6 protein-coding genes are annotated in these 5,045 nt (G+C 67.4%); 4 read left to right on the top strand and 2 right to left on the bottom strand.

Annotated features, from left to right (window positions below; genetic code table 11):
• Together AC1D0P_RS21645 and AC1D0P_RS21640 are read right to left on the bottom strand one after the other, a co-directional pair.
• Nucleotides 1-333, bottom strand: a 333-nt coding sequence (locus AC1D0P_RS21645) for a phosphatidylserine decarboxylase (protein ID WP_477678636.1), incomplete at its 3' end; no start/stop codon positions are given.
• Nucleotides 334-406: 73 nt separating this feature from the next.
• Nucleotides 407-652: a heavy-metal-associated domain-containing protein gene (locus AC1D0P_RS21640; RefSeq protein WP_477678635.1), complete on the bottom strand. Its 246-nt coding sequence runs from the start codon at nt 650-652 to the stop codon at nt 407-409.
• Between the two features lie 100 nt (nt 653-752).
• Here AC1D0P_RS21640 and AC1D0P_RS21635 point away from each other — a divergent pair, with 100 nt between their 5' ends.
• The 4 genes from AC1D0P_RS21635 to alkB form a co-directional block, all read left to right on the top strand.
• Nucleotides 753-3,197 (top strand): heavy metal translocating P-type ATPase, encoded by a 2,445-nt coding sequence (locus tag AC1D0P_RS21635; RefSeq protein WP_477678634.1) that lies wholly within the window; start codon nt 753-755, stop codon nt 3,195-3,197.
• A complete protein-coding gene (gene cueR, locus AC1D0P_RS21630; protein ID WP_477678633.1) occupies nt 3,190-3,621 on the top strand; it encodes a Cu(I)-responsive transcriptional regulator in 432 nt (143 codons plus the stop codon). Before AC1D0P_RS21635 ends, cueR begins: the two co-directional genes overlap by 8 nt.
• Before the next feature lie 100 nt (nt 3,622-3,721).
• The gene (locus AC1D0P_RS21625; RefSeq protein WP_477678632.1) at nt 3,722-4,453 is read left to right on the top strand and encodes a 2OG-Fe(II) oxygenase; all 732 of its coding nucleotides are present in this window, start codon (nt 3,722-3,724) and stop codon (nt 4,451-4,453) included.
• A gap of 38 nt (nt 4,454-4,491) precedes the next feature.
• On the top strand, nt 4,492-5,045 hold a 554-nt coding region (alkB, locus tag AC1D0P_RS21620), incomplete at its 3' end, for a DNA oxidative demethylase AlkB (protein ID WP_477678631.1).

Genomic DNA, 5,045 nt, shown 5'->3' with positions numbered 1-5,045 from the left:
GGAATAACTGTGGCCCTTGGCCTGGAAGATCTGGTCTTTTTCGATCCCGCCGAACTGGCTGATCGCGCCGTCCACCGGCGACACCAGCTCGGCCGCCGCCAACGGGCGCGCGCCGGGCTTGAGCGCGCGCGTGAAGAAGTCGTTGAAGGTGAGGTAGCTGGCGATGTCGGAGTTGAGCGCCTCGTCCATGTTGACCCGGTACTTGGCGACAAAGCGGCGGATGATTTCCGTGGTGACCCAGCCGCGCTCGCGCGAGGCCACGAAACCGGCGAAGGAAGTCAGCGCCTGCTTGGGAAACAGGTATTGGGGAAGGACGGCGAATCGGTCGGACACTAGGCGGCTTGAAGGGTGGAGGAAGGGCCATTCTATCGATGCCCAAACGCCACCGCCGTCGTCCGAAGGCGGCTTACTGTGCGGGATAACCCGCCTCGGCGAGCGCCGCCGCCACGGCCGGCCGGTCTTGCGAGGACTGCACCACGACTTTTTTGGCCGCCAGGTCCACGCGGACCTGCGCGGCCGGGTCCAGCGACTTGACGGCCTGAGTGATGGCGCCGGCGCAGTGGCCGCAGCTCATGGCGGGGATGGTGAATTCCATCGAGGATTCCTTGGGTTGTGAAATAAAGGGTTTGAACAGCAGTCTGAACCTTTCCATGGGGGCAGGGTCAAGCCAGGCCGGCCAAACCCTCCCCGCTTCCGTGGCTATTGTCCCTCGGGCTTGACCCTCCCATGGTGGTAAGGTTCAGACTATCCCCATGAACACAAGCGCCTCCTTCAAAACACCTTCCGCCGCGGCCGCGCTGGCCGAGTGGCAGTTTCCCGTCCAGGGCATGAGCTGCGCCTCCTGCGTGGCGCGCGTGGAACGCTCGCTGGCCAATGTCCCCGGCGTCCAGGACGTCAGCGTCAATTTCGCGACCGAACAGGCCAGCGTGAAGGCGCGCGCCGATGTCGGCGTGGACACGCTGAAGGCCGCCGTCGCCAAAGCCGGCTACAGCGTGGCTGAGCAATCCCTGCAACTCAGGATAGACGGCATGACCTGCGCTTCCTGCGTCTCGCGCGTGGAAAAAGCGCTCAGGCAGGTGCCGGGCGTGCTCTCGGCCAACGTCAACCTGGCGACCGAGACCGCCGAAGTCAGCGTGGCCGGCAGCGCCGCCATGCTGCCCACGCTGATGGCGGCGGCGGCCAGGGCTGGATACCAGGCGCGGGAAATCCCGGCCGCCGGTGAGGGCGCCGTGAACAGCCCCGCCGCCCCCTGGTGGCCCATCGCGCTGGCGGCCGTCCTGTCGGCGCCGCTGGCCTTGCCCATGGTGGGCACACTCTTCGGCAAGGACTGGATGCTCGACGGATGGCTGCAATGGCTGCTCGCCACGCCGGTGCAGTTCTGGCTGGGCGCGCGCTTTTACCGTGCCGGCTGGAGCGCGCTGCGCGCCCGCAGCGGCAATATGGACCTGCTGGTCGCTCTGGGCACCTCGGCGGCTTACGGCCTGAGCGTCTACCAGTTGCTGCGCCATGGCGGCCACAGCATGGCCCACCTGTATTTCGAGGCCTCGGCCGTGGTCATCACGCTGGTGCTGCTGGGCAAGTGGATGGAAACACGCGCCAAGCATCAGACCACCGCCGCGATACGCGCGCTGCAGGCGCTGCGACCCGACACCGCGCGCCGCCGCCGCGACGGGAAAGATGAAGACGTCGCCCTGCAAGAAATACAGCTCGGCGACCTGGTGGTGGTGCGCCCCGGCGAGCGCATCGCGGTGGACGGCGAGATCGTCGAAGGCGCCACGCAGGTGGACGAATCCCTGATCACCGGCGAAAGCCTGCCGGTCATGAAGCACGCAGGCGACCGGGTCACGGGCGGCGCGGTCAACGCCGAAGGCCTGATCGTGGTCCGCACCACGGCCATAGGCGCGGAATCCACGCTGGCCCGCATCGTGCGCATGGTCGAGTCCGCGCAAGCCAAAAAAGCGCCGATACAGCGGCTGGTCGACCAGGTCAGTGCGGTCTTCGTGCCGGTGGTGATAGGCATTGCCGTGGTGACCCTGCTCGGCTGGGGCCTGGCGACGCAGAACTGGGAAGCTGCCATTTTGAACGCCGTCGCCGTGCTGGTGATTGCCTGCCCCTGCGCGCTGGGCCTGGCCACACCGACCGCCATCATGGTGGGCACCGGCGCCGCCGCCCGCCAGGGCATCCTGATCAAGGATGCCGAGGCGCTGGAGGTGGCGCACAGCGTCAAGATCGTGGCCTTCGACAAGACCGGCACCCTGACCGAAGGCAAGCCCGAGCTGGTGGCACTTGAGCCCCACGGCATCGCGGACCATGAACTGCTGGCCTGGGCCGCGGCGATCCAGTCGGGCAGCGAACACCCGCTGGCCAGGGCCGTGATACGGCGCGCGGCTGAGCAGTCGCTCGAGGTCCCCGCGGCAACCCAATTGCGCGCCGTCGCGGGACGCGGCATGGCTGCCGTGGTGGCGGGCCGCGAACTCCGGCTCGGGAGCCCGGGCTTCATGCAGGAGCTGGGCCTGGACCTCACCGGCTTTGCCGTGCTGAACGCTCGCGCCAAAGAACTCGAAGCCCAGGGCCGGACTGTGTCCTGGCTCGCCGATGCCTCCGGCGCCCCCCGCTTGCTCGGGCTGCTGGCTTTTGGCGACACGCTTAAGACCAGCGCGGGGGCCGCCGTTGCCCGCCTGCACGCGCTGGGCATACAGACCGCCCTGGTGACCGGCGACAACCGTGGCAGCGCCGAAACCGTGGCGCGGCAACTCGGCATTGACATCGTGCACAGCCAGGTGTTGCCGGAAGACAAGGCCGCCATCATCGGGCAGCTCAAGGCCGGCATCCAGTCAAAAGGCGGGCGCGTGGCCATGGTCGGCGACGGCATCAACGATGCGCCGGCCCTGGCCGCCGCCGACGTCGGCATCGCGATGTCCACCGGCACCGACGCGGCCATGCACGCAGCCAGCATCACGCTGATGCGCGGYGACCCGGCGCTGGTGGCCGGCGCAATCGACATCTCGCGCCGCACCTACGCCAAGATACGCCAGAACCTGTTCTGGGCTTTTGTTTACAACGTGGTCGGCATCCCGCTGGCCGCGCTGGGGTTTTTGAGCCCCGTGATCGCCGGCGCCGCCATGGCGCTGAGCAGTGCCAGCGTGGTGATGAACGCCTTGCTGCTGCACCGCTGGAAAGGAAACGCCCATGACTGAAGCCATCGACACCCTTGACGCCATTAACATCGGCCCCCTCAACATCGGCCAGGCCGCCGCGCGATCGGGCGTGTCGGCCAAGATGGTCCGCCACTACGAGTCGCTGGGCCTGCTGCCCACGGTGCACCGCACCGAGGCGGGCTACCGCCAGTACGGCGAAAAAGAGGTGCACACGCTGCGCTTCATACGCCGCGCCCGCGCGCTGGGCTTTAGCATGGCCGAGATCACCGAGCTGCTCAAGCTGTGGCAGAACAAGCGCCGCGCCAGCGCGGACGTCAAGCGCATCGCGCTGGCCCATGTGGCCGACCTGGAGCGCCGCATCGCCGAGATGCAGGCCATGAAGCAGACCCTGGGCCACCTGGCCCACTGCTGCCAGGGCAACAGCCGGCCCGACTGCCCCATCCTGAGCGAGCTGGCGGCCTGATCCGGCCCCCGAATGGAATGTCCGATTCCGGCGAGCGAAAGCGAGCCGCCGGATTTATCCTGAGGGTGTTGATGGTATTTCCATCGCCCACGGACCACCCATGCCTCTTGTGACCGAAGCACCCACCTTATTGCCCGACCTTGCAGGCGCCGATGACTGGGATATCACCACAGCCACGCTGAACCGCCATGGCAGCGCCGTATTGCCGCAACTGCTGAGCGTGCGCGAATGCGAAGCCGTCGCCAGCCTGTACGCGGACATGCGCCGCTTCCGCAGCCGCGTGGTGATGCAGCGCCATGGCTTCGGCCAGGGCGAATACCAGTACTTCAGTTACCCGCTGCCCGATATCGTTGCGAATCTGCGCGCCGCGCTCTACCCGCGCCTGGTCGGCGTGGCCAATGCCTGGAACGAAGCCATGGGGATAGACGTGCGCTATCCGGCCGACCATGCCGATTTCCTGGCACGCTGCCACAAGGCCGGCCAGCAGCGGCCCACGCCGCTGCTCTTGCAATACGGGCCCGGCGACTACAACTGCCTGCACCAGGACCTGTACGGCGAGCATGTGTTTCCCCTCCAGGTCGCGGTGTTGCTGTCGCGCCCGGTTGAGGACTTCAGCGGCGGTGAGTTTGTGCTGACCGAGCAGCGCCCGCGCATGCAGTCGCGGCCCGAGGTGGTGCCCCTGAAGCAGGGCGATGCCGTGGTGTTCGCCGTACACCATCGACCGGTGCAGGGCAGCCGGGGTTTTTACCGGGTCAACATGCGGCATGGTGTGAGCACCGTGCGCAGCGGCCACCGCCACACGCTGGGGATTATTTTTCATGACGCGCAGTGAGCTTGCCGCGCGCGCACGTAAGGAATCAAGGAGATGGTTTGACTCCAGGCCTTTTTGATGACGCACCGCCACCCTATGCCGCACCCGAGGCGATCGCGCCGGGCGCGGCGCTGCTGCGCGGTTTTGCGCTTGATGTAGATGAAGCCTTGCTGCAAGCGGTGGAAGGCGTCATCGCGGCCGCGCCGCTGCGCCACCTGGTCACGCCGGGCGGCTACACCATGTCGGTCGCGATGAGCAATTGCGGCGCGCTGGGCTGGGTATCCGACCGCAGCGGCTACCGTTATGACGCGAAGGACCCGCTCTCCGGGAAGCCCTGGCCAGCCATGCCTGCCTGCTTTGCCGAACTCGCGTTGCGCGCCGCGGAGGAGGCCGGCTTTGAAAATTTCCATCCCGACGCCTGCCTGATCAACCGCTATGAACCCGGCGCGCGGCTTTCGCTGCACCAGGACAAGGACGAGGGCACGCTGGACGCGCCCATCGTGTCGGTGTCGCTGGGCCTGCCGGCCGTGTTTCTGTTCGGCGGCTCGAGCCGCGGCGACAGGCCCGCGCGCTACCGCCTGCAGCACGGCGACGTGGCCGTGTGGGGTGGACC

It is taken from the genome of Polaromonas sp. P1_G2 (assembly GCF_056405515.1).
Note: the sequence above shows the minus strand (reverse complement) of the source record. Positions and strands in the feature narration are given on the sequence as shown.

Excerpts from the sequence above, each read along its gene's own strand:
- AC1D0P_RS21640 (WP_477678635.1), bottom strand. The coding sequence starts at position 652 with ATGGAAAGGTTCAGACTGCTGTTCAAACCCTTTATTTCACAACCCAAG.
- cueR (WP_477678633.1), top strand. The coding sequence starts at position 3,190 with ATGACTGAAGCCATCGACACCCTTGACGCCATTAACATCGGCCCCCTC.
- AC1D0P_RS21625 (WP_477678632.1), top strand. The coding sequence starts at position 3,722 with ATGCCTCTTGTGACCGAAGCACCCACCTTATTGCCCGACCTTGCAGGC.